The organism is Janthinobacterium sp. GW823-FHT03B06, assembly GCF_058796955.1.
In genome coordinates this window covers 34281-57614 of the sequence record NZ_JBXAJE010000002.1, presented here as the reverse complement: position 1 = coordinate 57614, position 23334 = coordinate 34281, and the positions used below count along the sequence as shown (strand labels likewise).

The following is a 23334-nucleotide window of genomic DNA, read 5'->3' as shown; positions in this document are numbered from 1 at the left end:
CGCCCGTTGGGCTAAGCCGACCTACGCCCCGTAGGTTGGATTAGCGGGACGCGTAATCCAACATCATCGCGGGCGGGCCAACAATGTTGTCGGCTTACGCCCGTTGGGCTAAGCCGACCTACGCCGACCTACGCCGGCCTGCGTTTACCGACAGCCCGGTAGGTCGGATTAGCGGAACGCGTCATCCGACATCACCATTTACTTCAGCTGCTCGTGCAGGAAGGTGTAGGTCAGCGCCCACATCAGCGCCTGCTGGTCGTTGTTGGCGGCACCCGCATGGCCGCCTTCCGTGTTTTCCCAGTACAGCACGTCGTGGCCTTGCTCTTCCATCTTCGCCACCATCTTGCGCGCATGGCCTGGGTGGACGCGGTCGTCGCGTGTCGAGGTGGTAAACAGCACGCGCGGATATTTCTTGTCCTTGAAGACGTTCTGGTACGGCGAGTACTTGCTGATGTAAGCCCATTGCTCCGGCACGTCCGGGTCGCCGTACTCTCCCATCCACGAAGCGCCCGCCAGCATCTTGTTATAGCGGCGCATGTCGAGCAGCGGCACCTGGCTGACGACGGCGTTGAACAAATCGGGGCGCTGCACCAGCACGGCGCCCGTCAGCAGGCCGCCATTGCTGCCGCCCATGATGCCCAGGTGGCGTGGGCTGGTGACCTTGCGCTTGATCAGGTCCTGCGCCACCGAGATGAAATCGTCATACGCGCGCTGGCGGTTTTCCTTCAGCGCCGCCTGGTGCCAGCGGGGGCCGAATTCGCCGCCGCCGCGGATATTCGCCAGCACGTACACGCCGCCCTTTTCCAGCCACGCCACGCCCGTGGTGCCGCTGTAGCTCGGTTTGAGCGACACTTCAAAGCCGCCATAGCCATACAGCACGGTGGGGTTGCTGCCGTCGAACTTCGTCTTCTTGTTCATGATGGCGAAATAGGGCACCCTGGTGCCGTCCTTCGACGTCGATTCGAACTGCTCCACCTTGTACGGCGCCGCATCGTAGTAGGCGGGCAGCGACTTGATTTTCGTGCGCTGGTCGCTTTGCGCCGTGGCCAGATACAGGGTGGTCGGATTGAGGAAGTCGGTCACCGTCAGGAAGTACTGGTCCGAATCGACCGGGTCGAGCGCGCTGACGGCCAGGGTGCCCAGCTTCGGCGCGTCGACGGCGCGGCGCTGCCACTTGCCGTTCACGTGGCGCAGTTCCGTCAGACGGTTCTTGACCTTGTCCAGGGTGGTGACGAGGATGGCCGATTTGGTGGCCGTGACATTGTCCAGCGACGAGGTGGCCGTGGGCGCGTACAGCAATTCCAGCTCCTGCTTGCCCTGCATGAAGGCCTTGAAGTCGGACGCCAGCAGCGAGCCTTGCACGTAGGTCTTGCCGTTCACTTTCCAGTCCGAGCGCAGGGTGATGATCAATTGATCGCGTACGGTGAAGGCCGTCGCGTCGTCCGGCTTCGGCACTTTTTTCAGATCGGCGCCTTCGCGCAGGAACATTTCGCCGCTGTAGAAATCGATTTGCCGCTCGATGAACTGGTGTTCGTGGCCGGGCGTGAAGTCCTTGTAGGCGCCCGCGCTCAGGTCGTCGGGTTTGGCTTCATACAAGGTGTGTGCCTGCGCCAGCGGCGTGCCGCGCTGCCACTCTTTGATGATGCGCGGGTAGCCCGAGCTGGTCATCGAGCCGGGGCCGAAATCGGTGGACACGAACAAGGTGTCCTGGTCAATCCAGCTGGCGCTGCCCTTCGCTTCGGGCAGGGTGAAGCCGCCGTCGACAAAGGCGCGCTTGACCACGTCATATTCGCGCACCACCTTGGCGTCGCCGCCACCGCGCGACAGGGAAATGAGGCAGCGTTCGCCCTTCGGATACAGGCAGGAGGCACCGCCCCAAACCCAGTTTTCATGCTCGCCGGCGGCCAGCTGGTCGAGGTCGATCACGGTTTCCCACGCGGGTTCGGCCAGCTGGTACTGCGCCAGCGTGGTGCGGCGCCAGATGCCGCGCACGTGCTGGGCATCGCGCCAGAAATTGTAGTAAAACGCGCCTTCCTTGCTGACGTAGGGAATGCGTTCCTTCGAGTTGAGGATGGTTTTCAGGCGCGTCTGCAGGGCAGGGAAGCCGGGCTGCGCTTCCAGCTCTTTGGTGGTGACGGCATTGTGCTGCTTGACCCAGGCCAGCGGCTTGTCGCCGAGGACTTCTTCCAGCCACAGGTGGGGATCGGTGTTGGCGGCGGCAGGGGCGGGGGCTTGCGCGTGGGAGACGCCCGCTGCGGCCATGCCGAGCAGCATGCTGCCGGCAAACTTGCGATAAAAAGACATGGACAGAGTTCCTTGACAATGGTCGGTTATGCCGCGTTGCTGTCAAAACGGCGCAACCATGTTGCCATGGATTGCTAGCTGGAACCAGAGGCTGAAGGCGCCGAGCGGGGAAAAACCATGCTTTTCCAATATTGTTTGCTGGAATCAAGCTAGGCCGCAGATTCTGCGGCGGGGTGCCACGTTCAGTAGCCGCTTGACGCCACCAGGGACGTGACGGTAAGCGCCGTTTTTTCAACGTCGCCGCCGTCAGGATGATAAATCCACACGCTTTCGTTGTCGCGGCTGTCGACGAACAGGATGCGCATGTTTTCCTCGCCAATGGCCGGGCATGCTGCCAACTCGGCCAGGCTGAACGGTGCTGCCTGCATCGAATCCGTGCCCGCCACCTGTGCCAGGGTTTGCGCAAAGCCGGCCAGCTGCGCAGCTGCCAGATACCTGCAGCCGTCCACGTCGATGTGTGCGCAAAGCTCCTCCAGGCTGTACAGCTTGAAACGGTTCCCATCCTGGCAAACCGCCACCTCGCGCCGTGATTTTCCGCTGTTGAGGTAATCGAGATACGGCTGGGGGATGGCCACTTTTTCCCTGGTCAGCAGCTTCTCCAGCTGTTTGGCGGTTTTCTTCGCCGCCTTTGCAGGCTTGGGTGCGGCTGTCTCGCAAGACTGCGCGATCCATGCGACGGGATTGAACTGGAACATCCTTGAGCATGCGGGGCAGTGCAGGAACATGAAGGTCATGTTCTTGCCGAGAGCCGATTCCAGAAAAGCGCCATCGGCTGCATCGAGAGCGCTGCTGTCAAAATGATGGCCGCAGGCGTCGTGGTAGGGGCAAGTGATCTCTGTCATGGGTCAGATTGGTGTGGCATTGAAGTAGTGTTCCATACGCAAAGCGATCTCCTCTTTTTCTTGTGGATCAGATGCCTTGGGATTTCTTTTCCAGTAGGCAATGCCTTCGTTCAAGGCCCACAAGGCTTTTTCCTGCTTGCCGGCCATGAGATAAAAATCGCAGGCCCTGGCATGCGAGTCTTGCGTGTCAACCAGGGCCTGGGCCGCATTTTCCCAGTTGGACCGGTGCTCTAGCCAGGGAATGGCCAACGCCAGCAGATTGTCCCGCAAGCAGGCCATGAAGGTTGCCCGATGGGCCGGATCGACGAGCTGGTGTTCTTTGTCCTGTTTCCCATCGATGACAGGGAATTGCCAGTTTGTGATATTCCAGTCCGCCACGCCGCCAACGATATTGTTGACAGGTTCACGGCCGTAGCGTGCCTTGTGCCATGTTGTATAGGATCTGGAGGAAACCTGATAGTGGCTCCAGAACTGCACGCAGAGACGCTCTTCGTTATGGCGGTTGGCCTGGAAATGGATGGTCTGGACGAATTCGTTCTGCGCGCGCTTGAAGGTGAGCTGGCCTGCCGAGAACTTGAAGCCCGCTGCGGTCAGCGGCTCCAGCAAGAACTCTTCAATATTGGCGATGATCAGTGCTTTTGGTTTCATCCTGTTCCCTGGCATTGACGGTTGCGCCGCCTTGCTGTGAAAACGGCGTTGCCATGTTGCCATAGATTAGTGTGCGTAACAGCCGCGACGGGCAATCGTGCGAGGGAAAACCTGCGGCTATTGGCGCGTGGCCGGTCACGGCAGCTGATTGACCCACACAGGCGCCGACCAGACGATGTTGCCGTCGTCCTGCGTCAGGCGCGCGTAATAGACATGGGGGCCGGGCGCGGGCGTGACGGTGAGCTCGGCCTGGTCCGACAGTTGCGTGACGGAGCCGTTGCCGCCCGGTACGCCGTGGAAAATGGCGACGGCCGCCGCTTGCCGGCCCGCGCTGTTGCTGAAACTGGTAGACAGTTGCAAGGGCCCGTGGTTGTCGAAACGCTCGCCCATCAGCTTGCCATTGGCCGTGAACAGCAGCTGCGCGTGCTTATCCATGGTGGCAAAGACGCGGCGCGCGCGCAGCGCGTCGAGGAAGCTGTCGCGTGACACGGGCATGCCGGCGGCCGGGCTGGCCACCAGCACGGCCGTGCGGTTGCCGTACGACGCGCCCCAGTTGGCGCAGTGGTTGTCCTGGTTGCTGCTGAAGGCCACGTGGTAGCCGGCCGCCAGGGCACGGTTGCAGGCCGCCTCGTAATTGCTGCGCCGCGTTTCCGTTTCCTGGTCGTTGGTGGAAAACGCGGATGTATTCATCACTTCGCACAGCACCATGGCCGCATCGCCGTCCGGCGTGTAGCCGAGCGGCTGGCCATCGACGAGAAACTGGCCCGCATAGGCAGGGTGGTTGAACTGGCCTATCCAGCCCCGTTCGCGCATCAGCGCATACAGGGCGGCGTAGTCGTTTTTCGGCGTTTCCAGGTCGGCCAGCAATTCGCCCCGGGCATTCCTTTCCCAGCCCAGCAATTGGTCGCTATTGAAGATGTTCAGGTGGCCGCCCTTGTTGATGACGCCCCATTCCATGCCGTACAGGGCCAGGAAACCGGGGTGGGCGTTTGTATAGGCGGCCGCTTCGGCCAGCCCCGTCTGGTACAAGGCCTTCGCTTCGGCAGGCGTGGCTGCGGGATTGGTTCCGTCCGAACCGTCATACATATGGTTGTGCTCGGATGTCAGTAGGGCGTCCAGGCCGTGATCCTGCGCATATTTATAGGCGTCGATGGGGCCGAACGGCGCCGTTTGGGGCTCCTGCGCGCCATGGCAGGCGTCGAGCGCCGCGCCGCCGTCGCTGTGGCGCGTCTGGCTGTGCAGGTTGGCGTAGACGATGCGGTAGCCGGGCTCCTCATCCAGGCGGGGCAGTTGTTGCAGGCCGGCCTGGAAGGCGGGCACCCGGGGCGCCGTGCTGGCGCCCCGCTGCACCGCGATTTGCCATTGCTGTTCCACCTGCGCTTCGCGCGGCGTGCCGGCATTGGCCACGGCCAGCAGGCGCAGCTCGTACAAGCCGTCCGGCGCCATCACGCGCCGTTCGCGCGCATCGGCATCGGCGCGGCCATCCCAGGGCAAGTTGACGCGCTTGCCGCCGGCGCCCACCTGTTCCGTGCCCGACCAGCGCCGCAGCACGGCGCCTTGCGGGCCGGGACCGGACAAGGTCAGGGTCCAGCGCACGGCATGGGCGCGGCCTTCGTCCGGATAGCTGAGCCGCACGACGAATGTGCGCGCCTGCGTGACCCGTTCGCCGCGCGCCGCGTGGAACGGTGCGAACACGGTCGCGTCCAGCTCGCTGTGCTCCCTCGGTTCGGGAGAGCCATCTTGCGCTGCGGCGGTGTTACTCCAGGCGATCAAGAGCGCACCCACGCAGACGCATGCCAGCGCGCGCGCCACGCCGCGCCGTGGCTGCCATTGCCGCAGTTGCCCGAACATGCCGGCCTCCGCTTCATGAACTCAATATCAATTAGACAAACATTGCACTTTCGAGTTCCCCGACGCACCAAGAAGAGGCGTGCCTGCACCGCCAGGTGCCATGACCTGGCGCAAAGTCCGTACAAATAAGACGGCTGCCCCCTGAGGCGGGCCTGGCACGGCGCTTGCTAAACAGGAGATACGGATCAACGGCGATCCCCTGAATAAACGCACAACGGTCCAACGACGGACCACCTGGACAACGGCGTCCGCTCTGGCTGATTTTTTTCATCGGCGGGGGCGGGCGCCGTTTTTGTTTGCATCTTTGTTATTTTCGGGATACTTCGGGAACCTATCATGGCCAGCCAAAAAGCAACGCGCATCGCGCTCTTCTCCCTCGCCACGCCGCCCATGCGGGCATTCCACCTGACGTGGATGGCCTTTTTCGTGTGTTTCTTCGCCTGGTTCGCCTGCGCGCCGCTGATGCCGGTCATCAAAGGCGAGTTCGGCCTTTCCCTGGCGCAAGTGGCGAACATCAATATCGCCGCCGTCGCCATCACCATCCTCGTGCGCCTGATCGTGGGGCCATTGTGCGACCGCTACGGCCCCCGCAAGACGTACACGGGCTTGCTGCTGCTGGGCGCCATTCCCGTGCTGGGCGTGGCCGCGTCGCAAAGCTATGAAAGTTTCCTGTTCTTCCGCCTGGGCATCGGCGCCGTGGGTGCCAGCTTTGTCATTACGCAATATCACACCTCCGTGATGTTCGCCCCCAGAGTCGTCGGCACGGCGAATGCCGCTGCCGCCGGCTGGGGCAATGCGGGCGGCGGCGCGGCGCAGGCGCTGATGCCGCTGCTGCTCGGTGCCGTGCTGATGCTGGGCGTGTCCGAATCGCTGGGCTGGCGCATCGCCCTGCTGGTGCCGGGCGTGCTGATGCTGGTGATGGCGGTCCTCTACTGGCGCTATACGCAGGATTGCCCTGAAGGCAATTACTCGGACTTGCGCGCCGCCGGCGTGGCCATCGAAGGGAAAAAAAAGGGAGGCTGGGACAGTTTCAAGGCCGCCAGCGGCAATTACCGCGTGTGGCTGCTGTTCGTCACCTACGGCGCCTGCTTCGGCATCGAGATCTTCATCCACAACATCGCCGCCGTCTATTACGTCGACCATTTCGGCCTGTCGTTGAAATCGGCCGGCCTGGCCGCTGGCAGCTTCGGCCTGCTGGCCCTGTTCGCCCGCGCCCTGGGCGGCTGGCTGTCCGACAAGCTGGCCCTGCGCGGCAACCTGAACAGCCGCGTGACCCTGCTGTTCATGCTGATGATAGGCGAAGGCGTGGGCTTGCTGTGGTTTGCCAAGGTCGACAGCGTCACGTATGCCGTCATCGCCATGCTGGTCTTCGGCCTGTTCACCCACATGGCGTGCGGCGCCACCTACGCGCTGGTGCCCTTCATCGACAGCCGCGCCCTGGGCGGCGTGGCCGGCATCATCGGCGCGGGCGGCAACGTGGGCGCCGTGGCGGCCGGTTTCCTGATGAAGGGCACGGGCGACATCCGCCAGACCTTGACCATCCTCAGCGCCTTGGTGGTGGTCTCGGCCCTGTGCGCCATCGCCGCCCGTTTCACGGGGCTGGCGGCTGAACCGAACATGGCCGCGGCCTGAGGAGACAAGCATGAACCACCCCCTGAAGATCGTCGTCCTTGGCCATGGCATGGTCGGGCATAAATTCCTCGAACGCCTGGCCCTGGAAAACGCGCCGCACCTGCACGTCACCGTCTTGTGCGAAGAACCGCGCCCCGCCTATGACCGCGTGCACCTGTCCGAATTTTTCAGCGGCAAGTCGGCCGACGACCTGTCGCTGGTGGCGCCCGGCTTCTTCGACAAGGACAACGTCGTGTTGAAGCTCAATGCGCGCGCCGTGTCCATCGACCGCGCGGCGAAGACCGTTACGGCCAGCACGGGCGAGGTCTTGAGCTACGACAAACTCGTGTTCGCCACCGGCTCGACGCCGTTCGTGCCGCCGCTGCCGGGCAAGGAAAGGGACGGCTGCTTCGTCTACCGCACCATCGAAGACCTGGAAGCCATGCTGGCCTGGGGCGCCAAGTCCACCACGGGCGTGGTGATCGGCGGCGGGCTGCTGGGCCTCGAATGCGCGAAAGCCTTGCGCGATTTGCAGCTCGACACCCACGTGGTGGAATTCGCGCCGCGCCTGATGGCCGTGCAGGTGGACGAGGGCGGCGCGCGTGTCTTGCGCCGCAAGATCGAGGAACTGGGCGTGACCGTGCACACGCAAAAGAACACGCTGGCCATCGTTGACGGCGAATCAGCCACGCACCGCATGCAGTTCGCCGACGGCAGCCACCTGGAAGCGGACATGATCGTCTTTTCGGCCGGCATCCGCCCGCGCGATGAGCTGGCGCGCGCCTGCGGCCTGGACGTGGGACCGCGCGGCGGCATCGCCATCGACGACAGCTGCGTCACGTCCGACCCGGACATCTATGCCATCGGCGAATGCGCGCTGTGGGGCGGCCTGGTGTTCGGCCTGGTGGCGCCCGGCTACGAAATGGCCCGCATCGCTGCCCGCCAGCTGCTGCAGGAGGAAGAAGGAGAAGCGGGCGAAGCCTCGTTCAAGGGCGCCGACATGAGCACCAAGCTCAAACTGATGGGCGTGGACGTGGCCAGCCTGGGCGACCCGCACGGCAATGCGCCGGGCAGCCGCTCCTACCAGTTCATGGACGAGCGCAAGCAGATCTACAAGAAGATCGTCGTTTCCGATTGCGGTAAATATCTGCTGGGCGGCGTGATGGTGGGCGACGCCAGCGAGTACGGCACGCTCTTGCAGATGATGCTCAACAAGATCGAGCTGCCCGAGTTCCCCGAGTTCCTGATCCTGCCGCAGGCGGACGGCCAGCAAAAGACGGGACTCGGTGTGGACGCCTTGCCCGATGCTGCGCAAATCTGCTCGTGCAACGACGTGTCGAAAGGCGCGCTGTGCGCGGCCGTGGCCGATGGCGCCACCAGCATCGGCGCATTAAAATCCTGCACGAAAGCCGGCACGGCCTGCGGCGGCTGCGTGCCTTTGGTCACGCAGATCATGAAGGCGGAAATGCAGAAGCAGGGCCTGGCCGTCAACAACCACGTGTGCGAACACTTTGCGTACTCGCGCCAGGAATTGCACCATCTGGTGCGCGTGGGAAAAATCCGCAGCTTCGGCGCGCTGCTGTCCGCGCATGGAAAGGGTCTCGGCTGCGACGTGTGCAAGCCCGTGGCGGCGAATATCCTGGCGTCTTGCTGGAACGATTTCGTGCTGTCGCCCGTGCACGCCAGCCTGCAGGACAGTAACGATTATTTTCTCGGTAATATACAGAAGGATGGCACGTATTCCGTCGTGCCCCGCATGCCGGGCGGCGAAGTGACGGCCGACGGCTTGATCGCCGTGGGCATGGTGGCGAAAAAATACGGTCTCTATACGAAGATCACGGGCGGACAGCGGGTCGACCTGTTCGGCGCGCGCGTGGACCAGTTGCCGGCCATCTGGGAAGAGCTGATCGCGGCCGGCTTCGAGTCGGGCCACGCCTACGGCAAGTCGCTGCGCACGGTGAAATCGTGCGTCGGCTCCACCTGGTGCCGCTATGGCGTGGCCGACAGCGTGGGCTTCGCGATTCAACTGGAAAACCGCTACAAGGGCTTGCGCACGCCGCACAAGATCAAGTTCGGCGTCTCCGGCTGCACGCGCGAATGCGCCGAGGCGCAGGGCAAGGACATCGGCCTGATCGCCACGGAAAAAGGCTGGAATTTGTACGTGTGCGGCAACGGCGGCATGAAGCCGCGCCACGCGGAACTGCTGGCATCCGATCTCGATGAAGCGACCCTGGTGCGCTATGTCGACCGTTTTTTGATGTTTTACGTGCGCACGGCCGACCGCCTGCAGCGCACCAGCGTGTGGCGCGACAACCTGGAAGGCGGGCTCGACTACCTGAAAGCCGTCGTCGTGGCCGACCGCCTGGGCATCGCCCACGAGCTGGAAGCGGACATGCAGCACGTGGTCGACACCTATGCCTGCGAGTGGAAGGAAGCCGTCGCCAACCCCGCCGTGCGCCAGCGTTTCCGCCATTTCGTCAACAGCGGGAAGAACGATGAAAACGTCGTGTTCGTGGAAGAGCGGGGCCAGATCCGGCCCGCCACGCCCCTTGAACGCCGCAACACCGTGATCCCCATCCTTCCCGTGGAGGCGTGAGCCATGAATGCGATGAATGAATTGAACAGCGCCAGCGCCGACAACTGGGTGGCCATCTGCCCCCTGACGGACATCGTGCCCGACACGGGCGTGTGTGCGCTGCTGGGCGGCCGGCACGTGGCCGTGTTCCGCGTCGGCGATGCCGCGCCGCGCGTGTACGCCATCGACAATGTCGACCCGAACGCGGGTGCTTCTGTGCTCTCGCGGGGCCTGGTGGGCAGCATCGGCGAGCGCGTCGTCGTGGCGTCGCCGATCTACAAGCAGCACTTCGACCTGGCCAGCGGCGAGTGCATCGAAGCGCCCGAGCACTCGGTGGCCGCCTGGCCCGCGCGCGTGTTCGGCGGCATGGTGTGGGTGGCCATATGAACACCGCCGCACGGCCGTCTTTAGTCGTGGTCGGCAACGGCATGGCCGGCATGCGCACGGTCGAGGAACTGTTGAAACTCGCCCCGGACCTGTACGACATCACCGTGTTCGGCGCCGAACCGCACGGCAATTACAACCGCATCCTGCTGTCTCCCGTGCTGGCCGGCGAAAAGACGGTGGACGACATCATGCTGCACACGCGCGACTGGTATGCGCAGCACGGCATCACCCTGCACGCGGGCGACCCCGTGGTGCGCATCGACCGCCAGGCGCGCACGGTGCAGGCGCTGTCGGGCATCGAGGTACGCTATGACCGCCTGCTGCTGGCCACCGGTTCGACGCCCTTCATCGTGCCCGTGCCGGGCCATGAGTTGCCCGGCGTGATCGGTTTTCGCGACATCGACGATGTCGACACCATGCTGCGGGCGGCGCGCCAGCACCGCCACGCGGTCGTCATCGGCGGCGGCTTGCTGGGGCTGGAAGCGGCCAACGGCCTGCAGCGCCAGGGCATGGATGTGACGGTGGTGCACATGAGCGGCGCGCTGATGAACCAGCAGCTCGACGCACCCGCGTCGATGCTGCTGAAATCGGCGCTGGAAGCGCGCGGCCTGCGGTTTTTGATGCAGGCGCAAACCTCCGCCATCATGGGCAGGACCCGCGTGGAAGGCGTGCAGTTTGCGGACGGCAGCAGCATTCCCGCCGACCTGGTGGTGATGACGGCCGGCGTGCGCCCCAACATCGCGCTGGCGCAAGCGGCCGGCCTGCACTGCGAACGGGCCATCGTCGTCGACGACTGCCTGCAAAGCTACGACCCGCGCGTGTACGCCGTGGGCGAATGCGTGCAGCACCGGTGCGCCACCTTCGGTCTGGTCGCGCCCATCTGGGAACAGGCGCGCGTGTGCGGCGCGCATCTGGCCGGCGCCGGGCACCGCCGCTACGTGCAGCAAGCCAGCGCCACCAAATTGAAAGTGACAGGCATCGACCTGTATTCGGCCGGCGACATCATCGGCGGCGAGGGCAGCGAAGACCTGGTGCTGCGCGATCCGAGGCGTGGCGTCTACAAACGGCTCGTGGTGCAGGGCAGCCGCCTGGCCGGCGCCGTGCTGTATGGCGACGTGCAGGACGGTCCGTGGTATTTCGACCTGATCCAGCAGCGCCGCGACATCAGCAAGCTGCGCGCCCATTTATTGTTTGGCCAGGCGCTGTGCGCCCAGGCCGCCTGACAGCGACCAACAGGATACGCCCATGACCAGCTGCACGCCCGTGAAAACCACTTGCCCGTACTGCGGCGTCGGCTGCGGCGTGGAAGCGACACGCCTGCCCGACGGCGCCATCCGCATCGCCGGCGATACAACGCACCCGGCCAACCAGGGCCGCCTGTGCGTGAAAGGTTCGGCCCTGGGCGACACCCTGGACCTCAACCAGCGCCTGCTCTACCCGCAGGTGCGCGCCGACGGCGTGCTGCGGCGCGCTTCCTGGGATGGCGCGCTGGACCAGGTGGCCGGCGGCCTGCGCGCCATCATCGACGAGCACGGTCCCGACGCCGTGGCCCTGTATGTCTCGGGCCAGCTGCTGACGGAAGACTATTACATCGCCAACAAATTCATGAAGGGCTATGTGGGCAGCGCGAATATCGACACCAATTCGCGCCTGTGCATGTCCTCGGCCGTCGCCGGCCACAAGCGCGCGTTCGGCGAAGACATCGTGCCCGGCTGCTATGAAGACCTGGAGCTGGCCGACATGGTCGTGCTGGTGGGCTCGAACACGGCCTGGTGCCATCCGATTTTATTCCAGCGCATCGCCCGCATCCGCGAAACCCGGCCGGAGATGAAACTGGTGGTGATCGATCCGCGCCGCACGGCCACCTGCGAACTGGCCGACCTGCATTTGCCCGTGAAACCGGGCACCGACGTGTGGCTGTTCAACGGCTTGCTGTGCTATCTGGCGAAGGAGGGCGTGATCGCCGGCGAGTTCGTCACGCAGCACAGCCGTGGCCTCGACGCAGCGCTGGCGGCCGCCCACGCGGACTGCGGCGACCCGCTGCAGGTGGCGCGCATCTGCAAGGTCGACCCGCAAGCCCTGCTGGCGTTTTACCAGGCGTTTGCCGCCACGCGCAAGGTCGTCACGGCCTTTTCGCAGGGCGTGAACCAGTCGTCCTCCGGTACGGACAAGGTCAACAGCATCATCAACTGCCACCTGGCGACGGGGCGCATCGGCCAGCCCGGCATGGGACCGTTTTCGCTCACGGGCCAGCCGAACGCGATGGGCGGGCGCGAAGTGGGCGGGCTGGCCAACATGCTGGCGGCGCATCTCGATCTCGACAATCCGCTGCACCGCGACACCGTGCAAACCTTCTGGGACTCGCCGCGCATGGCGAACAAGCCGGGCTTGAAAGCCGTGGACCTGTTCCACGCGATCGAAGCGGGCAAGGTCAAAGCCGTGTGGATCATCGCCACCAATCCCCTGGTCAGCATGCCGGACGCCGACCAGGTGCGCCGCGCGCTGGCCAGGTGCGAGCTGGTGGTGGTGTCGGACATCAGCGCGCAGTCGGACACGAACGTCCATGCCGACGTGCTGCTGCCGGCCCTGGGCTGGGGCGAGAAGGACGGCACGGTGACGAACTCGGAGCGGCGCATCTCGCGCCAGCGCGCGTTTCTGCCGGCGCCGGGCGAGGCGCGCGCCGACTGGGACGTGCTGTGCGACGTGGCGCGCCGCATGGGTTATGACGGCTTCGATTTCGCGGCGCCGCAAGCCATTTTTGCCGAACACGCACGGCTGTCGACCTTCCGCAACGGGGCGGAAACGGCGCGCCTGTTCAATCTGGCGGGCCTGGACAATCTGGATGCGGCGCAGTACGACGCCCTGGCGCCGCAGCAGTGGCCGCAGGGCCGGGCGCGCCTGTTCGGCGACGGCCGCTTCGCCCATGCGGACGGGCGCGCGCGCTTCGTGCCCATGGCGCCGCGCGCGCCGCACAACATGCCCGGCGAGGACTATCCGCTGATCCTGAACACGGGCCGGGTGCGCGACCAGTGGCATACGATGACGCGCACGGGCAAGGCGGCCAAACTGTCGGGCCACGTCGCCGAAGCGTTCATCGACCTCCACCCGCAGGATGCGCTGCTGTACGGCGTGCGCGAGGGCGAGCTGGCGCGCATTTCCAGCGCCTGGGGCGCGATGGTGGCGCGCGTCGTGCATGGCGGCGGCATCGCGCGCGGCCAGGTCTTCGTGCCCATCCACTGGAGCGACGCGAATGCGTCCGACGCGCGCGTGGGCGCCGTCGTCAATCCGGTCGTCGACCCCGTCTCGGGCGAGCCGGAATTCAAGCACACGCCCGTGCGCATCGAACAATTCCGCGTGCACTGGCATGCGTTTGTCCTGAGCCGCACGCCCTTGGCCCTGGACGGCGTGGCGCACTGGACGCGCATCCAGGGCGAGCAGTTCCTGCGCTACGAACTGGCGGGCCGCCAGCGCATCGAGGATCTCGGCGCCTGGGCGCGCGCGCTGCTCGGCGTCACGGACGACAACGCCGACTGGCTCGATTACGCGGATGCCAGCGCCGGCGTGTACCGCGCCGTGCACCTGGACGAGGGACGCATCGCGCAATGCGTGTATGTCTCGCCCCGTCCCGACCTGCCGTCGCGCAGCTGGCTGGCCGGCCTGTTTGCGCATGCGCAAATGGATGCGCTTGATCGCGCCGGCGTGCTGCTGGGCCAGCCCATCGGCAAGGGCGTGGACGCCGGTCCCATCGTGTGCTCGTGCTTTGGCGTGGGGCGCAACACCATTTGCGCGGCCATCGCCGGGCAAAAACTGGAGACGACGGCGCAGGTGACGGCCTGCGTCAAGGCGGGCGGCAATTGCGGCTCCTGCGTGCCGGAGATACGACAGTTGCTGCTTGAAGCGCGCAGCGCGGCCTGATCATCTGTCCTTTCGCGCGCGGCTTTGCTATATTGCCAGCTCTACAAGGGGAGAGGCAATGTGATGACGGCAGGACAATACGACACGGTCTGGCTGACGGGCTTGAGCGGCGCCGGCAAGTCCAGCATCGCCGACGCGCTGGCGCGCCAGCTCAAGGAGCAGGGGTGCGCCGTGGCAGTACTCGATGGCGACCAGCTGCGCCATGGCTTGAACCGCGACCTGGGTTTTACGCCCCAAGACCGGCATGAAAACATCCGCCGCACGGCCGAAGTGGCGCGCCTGATGAACGGGGCGGGCTTGACCGTCATCGCCGCCTTCATTTCTCCCTACCGCGCAGACCGGGCCATGGCCGCCGCCATCATCGGCGCGCCGCATTTCATTGAAGTCCACGTCAGCACGCCGCTGGCCGTGTGCGAGGCGCGCGACCCGAAGGGCCTGTATGAAAAGGCGCGGGCAGGGCAGCTGGCGCAATTCACGGGCGTTTCCGCACCCTATGAAGCGCCGCTGGCCGCCGCGCTGACCCTGGACACGGGCACCCTGGCGCTGGACGAGTCGGTCGAGCGCATTTGCCGCTACCTGCGGCAGCGGCCGTGACGACCTGGCGCAAACGATTGCGCCGGCGCCTGCCCGCCAGCCTGAAGGCGCGCATGAGCGTGGTCGTCTTCCTGCTCGTGCTCGCTGCCGTGGCTTCGCTGGCGCTGGCCACCCTGTCCGTGGCCGAGCGCGGCATGCGCGACGTGACGGGGCGCCAGCAGTACGTATCGCTGTCCAGCGCCGCCGTCTTCATCGATGAGGAACTCGACGCGAAGCGCAACGTGCTGCGCGCCATTGCCGACAGCCTGCCTGCCGGCGGCGCGCACGACGGCGCCAGCCTGCAGCGTTACCTGGCTGCGCAAACGGTGCTGCGCAAGGAATTTTATTCGGCCGGCGTGGTCGGTATCGACGGGGCCGTGCTGGCCAGCGTGAGTCCCTTCAAGCCGCAGGCGGGGCTGAACGTGAAGGGCCGCCCTTACTTTGAACAGACGCTGGCGACCCGGCGCTCGGTGATTTCCGCGCCCCTCAACGGCAGCATTTCCGGCATGCCCATCGTCGTGGTCACGCAACCCGTGTTCGACGCGCAGGGCGCCGTGCGTTATGTGCTGGCGGCCAGCGTCAACCTGCGCCAGCCCGATTTCCTGGGGCGCCTGGGCGCGCTCAAGCCGGGCACGGGCGGCTACCTGTACATCATGACCGGCGAAGGCATCATCGTCGAGCATCCCGACAAGTCGCGCATCATGCAGCATATCGAGGCGCATGGTCCCATCAGCATGTCCGCGCGGCGCGCCTTGCAGGGTTTCGAGGGCTGGCTGACGGGCACCACCACGCAAGGTGTCGATGCCCTGTTTGCCTACCACCGCATCGCGTCGACGGGCTGGATACTGGCATCGGTGTATCCCATGCGTGACGCGTTCGCGCCGCTGCACGCCATCCGCAGCAAGATATTGCTGGCCGCCGTGCTGCTGGCGGCGCTGGCGGGGCTGGCCGGCTGGCGCGTGGTGCTGCGCCTGCTGCTGCCTTTGGCGCGGCTGCGCCACCATGTGCATGAAATCCGCCGCCAGCGCCTGGGCATCGAGGCGCTGCAAATCGAGCGGCGCGACGAGATCGGCGACTTGAGCCGCGATTTTTACTCGCTGATGGCCGAGCGCGAAATCGCCGTGGCGCAGACGCGCGACAGCGAGCGGCGTTTGAAACTGCTGACGGACCACGTACCCGTGGTGATCGTCTACATCGACCGCGAGCACCGCTACCAGTTCATCAACGCGACGTTTGAAAAATGGTTCGGCAGGTCGCAGCAGGAAAGCATGATGCAATCGATCCGCGAGGTGCTGGGCGAGGAAGCCTACCAGTTGCGCGAACAATACCTGCGGCGCGCCTTCTCGGGCGAGGAGGTTGAATATGAGTTCACCATCGGCGGCGACGGAGACGCCGGCCAGCGCGCCTTCCAGACCAGTTACGTGCCCGACGTGGGCGAGAGCGGCGCGGTGGAAGGCGTGTATGGCCTGATCCACGAAATCACCAAGACCAGGGCCGTGCATACGGCGCTGCAGTTCGCCGCCGCCACGGATATCCTGACGGGCATCGCCAACCGGCGCCGTTTCGACGAACAGCTGGAATTGAGCATGCAGCGCACGCGGGCCGCGCGCGCGCCGATGGCGCTGGCCTATCTCGATATCGACCGTTTCAAGGCCATCAACGACAGCCTGGGACACAAGGCGGGCGACGAGGTGCTCAAGGAGTTCGCCGCGCGCCTGGTGCGCAGCGTGCGCGCCAGCGACCTGGTGGCGCGCCTGGCCGGCGATGAATTCGTGATCATTCTCGAAGGGGTGAACGGCGCGGCCGAAGTGCGCCAGGTCGGCGCCAAGATCGTCGAGGCCATCCGCCAGCCGTTTGCGCTGGCCGGCGGTCCGCTGCCGGTGACGACCAGCGTCGGCATGGCCATTTTCCGCGAAGGCGCGCTGACGCCGGCGCAGTTGCTGGACCTGGCCGACCAGGCCCTGTACGCCGCCAAGGGGCAGGGCCGCGACGGCGTGGCGCTGCGCGAGGCGGCGCCGTAGCCACTACAGGGTGGCGCTCCAGTGGTCGAGCTGCTGCGTGGTGGCCGTCACGCCGCCGCACACGATGACGAGCACATTGCGGTAGGGCGCCAGTTCCGGTACTTTGCCGTAGACGGCCGCCAGCGCCGCGCCGCAGGCCGGTTCCACCACCAGGCGCTGGTCGGCGATAAAGCGCTGGCAGGCGTCGACGGCGGCGCGGTCCGACACCACCACGCTGTGCAGCGGGCGCGTCTGGCTGATGGCGTATGCCTGCGCGCACACCTGGCGCGCGGCCAGCGACGTGGCGATGCTGCTCACGGCCGGCAGGGCCACGTGTTCGCGCGCGGACACGGCCGCCGCCAGCGAGGCGGCGCCTTGCGTTTCCACGGCCACGATGGCCACGTCATCCCAGCCGTTGCGCTGCAAGCCTTCGGCCACGCCGGCCAGCAGGCCGCCGCCGCCCACCGACAGCACCACCGCGTCCGGTCTCAGGCCCGCGCGCGCTACTTCATCGATCATGCCGGCATGGCCCTGCCACAGCAGCGGGTCGTCGAACGGGTGCAAAAAAGCGTCTTGTGGCGTGAGCATCGATTGGGCCAGCGCGTTCGCTTCCTGCCAGGCGGCGCCGTGCACGATGACTTCGGCGCCTTCCTGGGCGATCAGGGCCTTGGCCCGTTCGCTCGTCGTTTCCGGCACGACGACGATGACGGGAATGCCGAGCTGGCGGCCCGCATAGGCGACGGCGATGCCGGCATTGCCGCCGGAAGAGGAAATGAAGCGGCTGGCGCCGCGCCGCGCGTATTCTTCGCAGGCGAGGCCGATGCCGCGGATCTTGAAGGAGCCGGGTGGCTGCAAGGCTTCGAGCTTGAGCCAGATGGCGCGTTCGCTGTGCAGGCTCAGGGCGCGCGAGTTGAGCAAGGGAGTTTCGATGTGCAGGGCCATGCGTGTTCCTGGTAAACAGTCAGGCCAGCATCATAGCCGAAGCGCCCGCGCCACCGTGTCATCCTTGCCGGCAGTGCGCTGGCTGTCAGTTCAGCGGGACGCTTTTGAGGTGGTGCGTGCGCGCCACTTCCTTCATCGCTTCGAGCAGATCGTCGCGCAGCTGGCGCGGCAGCTTGCCGAAGAATTCCTCGTCGTTCTGGTCGGCCATTTCGGCTAGCACCGGCACCAGCGCCTCGCCTTCCGTGGTCAGTTCGATCGAATGCTGGCGGCGGTCGGCCAGCAGGATGGATTTGCTGACCATGCCCTTGCTTTCCAGGCGGTCGATCAGTTTCGACACGGCGCCCTTGCTCATGCCGGACACCTGCGCCAGCACCGTGGGCGAGGTGCAGCCCAGGCGGAACATTTCGCGCAGCACCACCCATTCGGACACCGTCACGCCATTGGCTTCGGCTTTCTTCTGGAAGCTGTGGGACACATGGTTGGAAACGAAACGCAGCCAGTAACCGAGATGGGCTTCCAGTTCGCTGACGGGAACGCTGTTGGGACGGGCGGCTTGCGTGGCGGCCGATTCAAAATTATGGCTCATTTCTCTTCCTTCACTGGGCGGCGTTGCCGGCATGGTTAAGGCCTTCACGCTTGCTGTCGAGTGGTTTGTTTGGGAACAATCGTCGTGCTTGAGGTATTTCTAACACTGTTTTCACAGGAAATCATTTAGCGGCAAAAAGTTTTTCCTTTTTCTCTTGCTCTAAATATATAAAAAGCAATATCAAGCAAATAATCGTATTGCTAGAGAGGAAGATTAAAAAAATAACTCATGTTGTATCAATGGTAACATGAATTTTGCCGAATTGATAAATATTTCAAGCGCGATCACTGCCGCATGGCACAGGTGTGTTGCCGGCGCTACTTAGAGCCTATCCCAGTAGATGAATACATCTCTTGCAAGCGCCCCTCAGAAGCGGGGAGTCGTCGCGTGGTTCGCCACGCGTCCTCCTCGCGCCTTGTCCGCGCTCCTGATGTGCTGCTTGCAAAAGACGCTCCCTACTGGGATAGGCTCTTAGCTGAACCGTTCCACGAGAAAATCGACGAAGCTGCGCAGCTTGGGCGAGCGATAGCGGTCCGGCAGGTAGACCACGTTCAAGGGGCGGCTGGGCAGCGCATGCGCGGGAAACAGCTGGACCAGGCGGCCCGCCTGCACGTCCGTTTCCAGCAGGAAGGCCGGTTGCAGCACGATGCCCATGCCATGCAGTGCAGCAACGCGCAGCGCCTGGCCGTGGTTGACTTGCAGGCGGCCCGAGACGGGCACGCTGCAGACGCCGTCCTCGCCTGTCAGGCGCCAATGCGCCAGGGCGGCGGGCGAGAAGGACAGGCATTCGTGCCGGCTCAGCTCGGCCGGGTGGCGCGGCGTTCCCCTGCGCGCCAGATAGTCGGGAGCGGCGCAGATCATCAGCCGGTAGGGCGCCAGCGGTCTGGCGATCAGCAAGGAATCGGGCAACTGGCCGATGCGGATGGCGGCCTCGAAACCTTCCTCCACCAGGTCGGCCACGCGGTCGCTCAGCGACACATCGATGCTCACGTCGGGATAGCGCTCCAGGTATGCGGCCATGGCGGGCATCAGCGCTTCCGCGCCGAAGGTGAGGGGCGCCGTGATGCGCAGCTTGCCGGCGGGCGCCAGTTGCAGGTTTTGCGCCTGGACATCGGTTTCGGCCACCAGCCTGAGGATTTCCTTGCAGCGCGCATAGTAATCCTCGCCGAAGGCCGTCAGGTGCTGGCGCCGGGTGGTGCGCTGGAGCAACTGCATGCCCAGGCGCTTTTCCAGCGTCCGCAGGTGGTTGCCGGCCATCGTCGCGGAGATCCCGCAGGCGGCCGCGGCGGCGCTCAAGCTGCCTTTTTCCACGGCCAGTACATACACCTTCATGCTGTCTAGCAAATCCATTGGCAATCCCTGCTGTCAAATCATTGAATCAAACCATAGTTTATCTATTAATGATTTTAAATGACACTGCTGTTTGTCCCGCCAGCGCGCGGCCACCCTGACCCATTGCCCGAGAACAGACCATGCAAGCCATCCAACTGACCGCTCCTTCCCTCACCGCGTTTCACCAGACCGAGCTGCCCGAGCCGCAGGCCGGGCGGGGCGAGGTGCTGCTGCGCCTGCGCGCCGCCACGCTGAACTTTCTCGACGTGGCCATTGCGACCGGCAACTTTGCCGGCGCGGCCTTTCCGCTGATTCCCGTCGCCGACGGCGCGGGCGAAGTGGCGGCGCTGGGCGAGGGCGTCAGCGGGCTGGCCGTCGGCGACCGCGTCATCCCGCACTTCATGCCGCGCTGGCAGGGCGGTGCCATCGCGCCGCACAACGTGGGCGCGATGCGCGGCGTCACCTTGCCGGGTTCGCTGGCCGAATACGTGGCCGTCCCCGCCGCCAGCCTGGTCGCCTTGCCGGCCCACCTCGATTTTATCCAAGGCGCGGCGCTGCCCATCGCGGCCACGACGGCGTGGAATGCCGTGCGTTCGGCGCAAGTGCGCCCCGGATCGGTGGTGTTGCTGTTGGGGACGGGCGGCGTCAGCCTGTTTGCCTTGCAGTTCGCCAAGGCGTCGGGCGCCACGGTGATCCTCGCGTCGTCCAGCGATGACAAGCTGGAACGGGCGCGCCAGCTGGGCGCCGATCACCTGATCAACTACCGGGCCACGCCGGCCTGGGATGCGGAAGTGCTGAAACTGACGGGCGGGCGGGGCGCCGACCTGGTGGTCGAGACGGTGGGCGGCGCCACCATCGTGCGCTCGCTCAACGCGGCGGCGGTGGGCGGCACGGTCTTCACGGTGGGTTTTGTCGGCGGCACGGCCGCCAGCATCGACTTGCTGCCCGTCATCGTCAAGGCTTTGCGCATCGTCGGCAACAACACCGGCTCCGTGGCGGACCTGGCGCAGGCGGCACAGGCCATCGCCGCGCATGGCATCGTGCCCGTCATCGACCGCGTGTTCGGCCTCGGCGACACGGCCGAAGCGTATGCGCAGCTGGCTGCCGGCGGCCGCCATTTCGGCAAGCTTGCCATCGCGCACTGAGCCGGCCGGGACACTGTTGCCGTCAGGCGGCGACGTGCACTTTCACGTTCGCGTCGCGCAGCACCTCGGCAAAGCGGGGCGGCGGCGGCGCGTCCGTAAACAGGATGTCCACTTGCGCCAGGTCGGCCAGGCGCACCAGCGCCTTGCGGCCGAATTTATGCTGGTCGGCCACCAGCCACACTTCGCGCGACTGCTCGATGATCGCTTGCGCCACTTTCACTTCGCGCGCGTCGAAGTCGCGCAGGCTGCCGTCTTCGTCGATGCTGGAAATGCCGATGATGCCGATGTCGACCTTGAACTGGCGGATGAAGTCGATGGTGGCTTCGCCGACGATGCCGCGGTCGCGCCCGCGCACCACGCCGCCGGCCACGATGACTTCGCAGGCGGCGTTGTCGGCCAGGATGGCGGCCACATTGAGGTTGTTCGTCACCACGTGCAAGCCCGTATGGCGGCCCAGCGCGCGCGCCACTTCCTCGGTCGTTGTGCCGATATTGATCAAGAGCGAACAGCCGTGCGGCACCTGCGCGGCGACGGCGGCGGCGATGCGCCGCTTGGCGTCGCTGTTGAACACTTGCCGCTGGCTGTAATCGATGTTTTCCACGGACGAGGGCAAGCCCACGCCGCCGTGGTAGCGGGCCAGCAGGCGCGCTTCTTCCATCTGCTTGACGTCGCGGCGCACGGTCTGCGGCGTCACGTCCAGCTGCTGGGCCAGCTCCTCGACGGACATGGTGACCTTCTGGCGCACCACTTCGAGCAAGCGGCGCTGGCGGGGATTCAAAATCATGGGCTTGTCTCTTTAAAAAACACAAACGAACAAAAACGAACAAATAGTGATAAAAATATGTTGCTATCGATTCGCAATCTGGCGTATCTTATCCATATTGCATTCGAATTACAGCTGTATTGATCTTAACGACAGTCGCCGGCGATGCCTAGTCTTTCCTCGCCGGCCTTTCCCCGACAGACACGGAGTCCCGATGGCGGCAGCACAGCAAGGTGTGGAGACAACGATGGCATGCGACGTGCTGGTGGTGGGCGGCGGCATCAATGGCGCCGGCATCGCGCGCGACGCGGCCGGGCGGGGCTTGTCCGTGGTGCTGTGCGAAAAGGATGACCTCGCTGCCCACACCTCGTCGGCCTCCACCAAGCTGATACACGGCGGCCTGCGCTACCTCGAATACTATGAATTCGGCCTCGTGCGCAAGGCGCTGATCGAGCGCGAAGTGCTGCTGCGCTCGGCGCCGCACATCATGTGGCCCTTGCGCTTCGTCATGCCGCACGCCCAGGGCCAGCGCCCCGCCTGGCTGATACGCGCCGGCCTGTTTCTGTACGACATGCTGGCAAAGCGGGAAATCCTGCCTGGCTCGCAGGGCATCGACCTGACGCGCCACGCGGCCGGCGCGCCGTTAAAACCCGAATTCAAGCGGGGCTTCGTGTATTCCGACGGCTGGGTCGACGATGCGCGGCTGGTGGTCTTGAACGCCATCGACGCGGCGGACAAGGGCGCGACCATCCTCACGCAGACGCGCTGCACGGCCCTGCGGCGCGACGGCGCGGGTGCGGACGCTTGCTGGCAGGCGACCCTGCTGCAAGGCGACGGACGTGAGCTGTCCGTGCGTGCGCGCAGCGTCGTCAATGCGGCCGGGCCGTGGACGGCCGAATTTCTGCAGCAGGCGGCGCCGGGCGGACAGGGCCGGCATTTGCGCCTGATCAAGGGCAGCCACATCGTCGTCAAGCGATTGTTCGAGCACGATCATGCCTACATCTTCCAGCATCCGGACGGGCGCATCGTGTTTGCCATTCCGTATGAGCACGATTTCACCCTGATCGGCACCACCGATCTCGACTACCACGGCGACAGCGGCAAGGTGGAAATCGACGACGAGGAAATTCGTTACTTGTGCGAGCTTTCCAGTTACTATTTCAGCAAGCCCATTGTGCCGGCCGACGTGGTGTGGACGTATGCGGGCGTGCGCCCGCTGGTGGAAGACGCGGCGGCCGACGCCAAGGCCGTCACGCGCGATTACCGCTTCGAACTGGACCGGGAAGGGGCGCCGCTGCTCAGTATTTTCGGCGGCAAGATCACCACGTTTCGCAAGCTGGCGGAGGAAGCGCTCGATGTGCTCGCACCGTTGTTGGCGCCGGTGCCGGGCAATGCGCGGCCGGCCTGGACGGCCAACGCCTGCCTGCCCGGTGGCGACGTGTTCGGCAGCACGCCGCAGAACCGGTCCGTGCGCGAGTTCGGCCAGTTCGTGCAGGACTTGCAGCGCGACTATGCGTGGCTGCCGGCGGCGCTGGTGGCGCGCTATGCACGCGCCTACGGCACGCGCATCCACGTGCTGCTCGCCGGGCGGACGGATGTGGCGGCCATGGGCGAGGAAATCGCCGCCGGCCTGTACGCGGCGGAAGTGGACTATTTGCGGCGCCACGAATGGGCCGTCAGCGCGGCCGACATGCTGTGGCGGCGCTCCAAGCTGGGCTTGCACCTGCCGCGCGAAACGGCGGACACGCTCGACGCCTGGCTGTTGCAGCACCCGTTGTCGTTGTAGGCAGCACACGTAAGCGACCGCGCCCCGCAGAGGGTGCGGCGAAGAATAAGAAACCATCACTGGAGGAGAAGCGC

General features: G+C 65.3%; 17 protein-coding genes. 9 read left to right on the top strand and 8 right to left on the bottom strand.

All coding sequences use genetic code 11. The annotated features are described in order from the left end of the window. Positions 1–198: 198 nt before the first annotated feature. From AC1RBA_RS06135 to AC1RBA_RS06120, 4 genes are all read right to left on the bottom strand, one after another. Entirely contained in the window at positions 199–2304 is a 2106-nt protein-coding gene (locus tag AC1RBA_RS06135; RefSeq protein ID WP_492417236.1) for a prolyl oligopeptidase family serine peptidase, read from the bottom strand. Between the two features lie 182 nt (positions 2305–2486). Continuing rightward, the gene (locus tag AC1RBA_RS06130; protein ID WP_492417234.1) at positions 2487–3146 is read right to left on the bottom strand and encodes a hypothetical protein; all 660 of its coding nucleotides are present in this window, start codon (positions 3144–3146) and stop codon (positions 2487–2489) included. A 3-nt stretch (positions 3147–3149) separates the two neighbouring features. After that, positions 3150–3794 (bottom strand): DUF4304 domain-containing protein, encoded by a 645-nt coding sequence (locus AC1RBA_RS06125; protein ID WP_492417232.1) that lies wholly within the window; start codon positions 3792–3794, stop codon positions 3150–3152. 135 nt (positions 3795–3929) lie between these two features. Further along, entirely contained in the window at positions 3930–5645 is a 1716-nt protein-coding gene (locus tag AC1RBA_RS06120; protein ID WP_492417230.1) for a CehA/McbA family metallohydrolase, read from the bottom strand. 336 nt (positions 5646–5981) lie between these two features. Here AC1RBA_RS06120 and AC1RBA_RS06115 point away from each other — a divergent pair, with 336 nt between their 5' ends. Genes AC1RBA_RS06115 through AC1RBA_RS06085 form a run of 7 tightly spaced genes read left to right on the top strand, consistent with a single transcriptional unit; the run spans position 5982 to position 16727 of the window. Continuing rightward, complete coding sequence (locus AC1RBA_RS06115) at positions 5982–7277, top strand: MFS transporter (protein ID WP_492417228.1); 1296 nt, start codon at positions 5982–5984, stop codon at positions 7275–7277. Positions 7278–7287: 10 nt separating this feature from the next. Beyond that, positions 7288–9852, top strand: a complete 2565-nt coding sequence (gene nirB / locus AC1RBA_RS06110; protein WP_492417226.1) for a nitrite reductase large subunit NirB — start codon at positions 7288–7290, stop codon at positions 9850–9852. A 3-nt stretch (positions 9853–9855) separates the two neighbouring features. After that, positions 9856–10218 (top strand): nitrite reductase small subunit NirD, encoded by a 363-nt coding sequence (gene nirD / locus AC1RBA_RS06105; RefSeq protein ID WP_409028308.1) that lies wholly within the window; start codon positions 9856–9858, stop codon positions 10216–10218. Then, positions 10215–11441: an NAD(P)/FAD-dependent oxidoreductase gene (locus AC1RBA_RS06100; RefSeq protein WP_492417223.1), complete on the top strand. Its 1227-nt coding sequence runs from the start codon at positions 10215–10217 to the stop codon at positions 11439–11441. Before nirD ends, AC1RBA_RS06100 begins: the two co-directional genes overlap by 4 nt. A gap of 22 nt (positions 11442–11463) precedes the next feature. After that, complete coding sequence (locus AC1RBA_RS06095) at positions 11464–14133, top strand: molybdopterin-dependent oxidoreductase (RefSeq protein WP_492417221.1); 2670 nt, start codon at positions 11464–11466, stop codon at positions 14131–14133. Positions 14134–14157: 24 nt separating this feature from the next. Then, a complete protein-coding gene (cysC, locus tag AC1RBA_RS06090) occupies positions 14158–14727 on the top strand; it encodes an adenylyl-sulfate kinase (protein WP_492417219.1) in 570 nt (189 codons plus the stop codon). Beyond that, the gene (locus AC1RBA_RS06085) at positions 14724–16727 is read left to right on the top strand and encodes a diguanylate cyclase domain-containing protein (protein ID WP_162995735.1); all 2004 of its coding nucleotides are present in this window, start codon (positions 14724–14726) and stop codon (positions 16725–16727) included. The genes cysC and AC1RBA_RS06085 overlap by 4 nt, the downstream gene beginning before the upstream one ends. 3 nt (positions 16728–16730) lie before the next feature. On the opposite strand, the gene AC1RBA_RS06080 is transcribed toward AC1RBA_RS06085, so the two are convergent. The 3 genes from AC1RBA_RS06080 to AC1RBA_RS06070 all read right to left on the bottom strand — a co-directional run bounded on the left by AC1RBA_RS06080 (position 16731) and on the right by AC1RBA_RS06070 (position 19584). Continuing rightward, positions 16731–17648, bottom strand: a complete 918-nt coding sequence (locus tag AC1RBA_RS06080; RefSeq protein ID WP_492417217.1) for a pyridoxal-phosphate dependent enzyme — start codon at positions 17646–17648, stop codon at positions 16731–16733. An 85-nt stretch (positions 17649–17733) separates the two neighbouring features. After that, positions 17734–18234: a MarR family winged helix-turn-helix transcriptional regulator gene (locus AC1RBA_RS06075; RefSeq protein ID WP_070290701.1), complete on the bottom strand. Its 501-nt coding sequence runs from the start codon at positions 18232–18234 to the stop codon at positions 17734–17736. 471 nt (positions 18235–18705) lie between these two features. Beyond that, positions 18706–19584 carry a LysR family transcriptional regulator gene (locus AC1RBA_RS06070; RefSeq protein ID WP_121669958.1) on the bottom strand — a complete coding sequence of 293 codons (879 nt, stop codon included), beginning with the start codon at positions 19582–19584 and terminating at the stop codon, positions 18706–18708. A 122-nt stretch (positions 19585–19706) separates the two neighbouring features. On the opposite strand from AC1RBA_RS06070, the gene AC1RBA_RS06065 reads away from it, so the two are divergent. After that, a complete protein-coding gene (locus tag AC1RBA_RS06065; protein ID WP_492417215.1) occupies positions 19707–20711 on the top strand; it encodes a zinc-dependent alcohol dehydrogenase family protein in 1005 nt (334 codons plus the stop codon). Between the two features lie 22 nt (positions 20712–20733). On the opposite strand, the gene AC1RBA_RS06060 is transcribed toward AC1RBA_RS06065, so the two are convergent. Next, a complete protein-coding gene (locus AC1RBA_RS06060; protein ID WP_175444698.1) occupies positions 20734–21495 on the bottom strand; it encodes a DeoR/GlpR family DNA-binding transcription regulator in 762 nt (253 codons plus the stop codon). Positions 21496–21721: 226 nt separating this feature from the next. Here AC1RBA_RS06060 and glpD point away from each other — a divergent pair, with 226 nt between their 5' ends. Then, entirely contained in the window at positions 21722–23260 is a 1539-nt protein-coding gene (gene glpD / locus AC1RBA_RS06055; RefSeq protein WP_492417214.1) for a glycerol-3-phosphate dehydrogenase, read from the top strand. Positions 23261–23334 lie beyond the last annotated feature (74 nt).